Here is a 282-nt window from a genome sequence, read left to right on the forward strand (position 1 = left end):
CTGGGCCGGATTGCTCAGGGTCACGGTGTAGGTGATGACGCCACCTTCGGTCACCGACGGAGTAGCCGTCAGGGTCGCGGTGGTGGTGTCGACCGAGTCGTTGATCGTGGTCTGAGCCGGGGCTGGGTTCGGCACCAGTTGCTCGAAGTTACCACCGGTCGCACCGGTAATCGTGGTGCTGATGGTCGAGCCGTTGTTGTAGACGTCGTTCGCCGGGGTTTCGAAATCGACGCTGCCCTGGGACTTGCCGGCTTCAACGGTAATGGTCTGACCGTTGGACAA

General features: G+C 61.7%; 1 protein-coding gene. It reads right to left on the reverse strand.

The genetic code is table 11. The annotated features are described in order from the left end of the window. The coding region (locus HU760_RS24385) for an immunoglobulin-like domain-containing protein (RefSeq protein ID WP_217858989.1) at window positions 1–282 on the reverse strand (282 nt) is incomplete at both ends.

The sequence above is a fragment of the Pseudomonas oryzicola genome, from assembly GCF_014269185.2.
Classification (GTDB): domain Bacteria; phylum Pseudomonadota; class Gammaproteobacteria; order Pseudomonadales; family Pseudomonadaceae; genus Aquipseudomonas; species Aquipseudomonas oryzicola.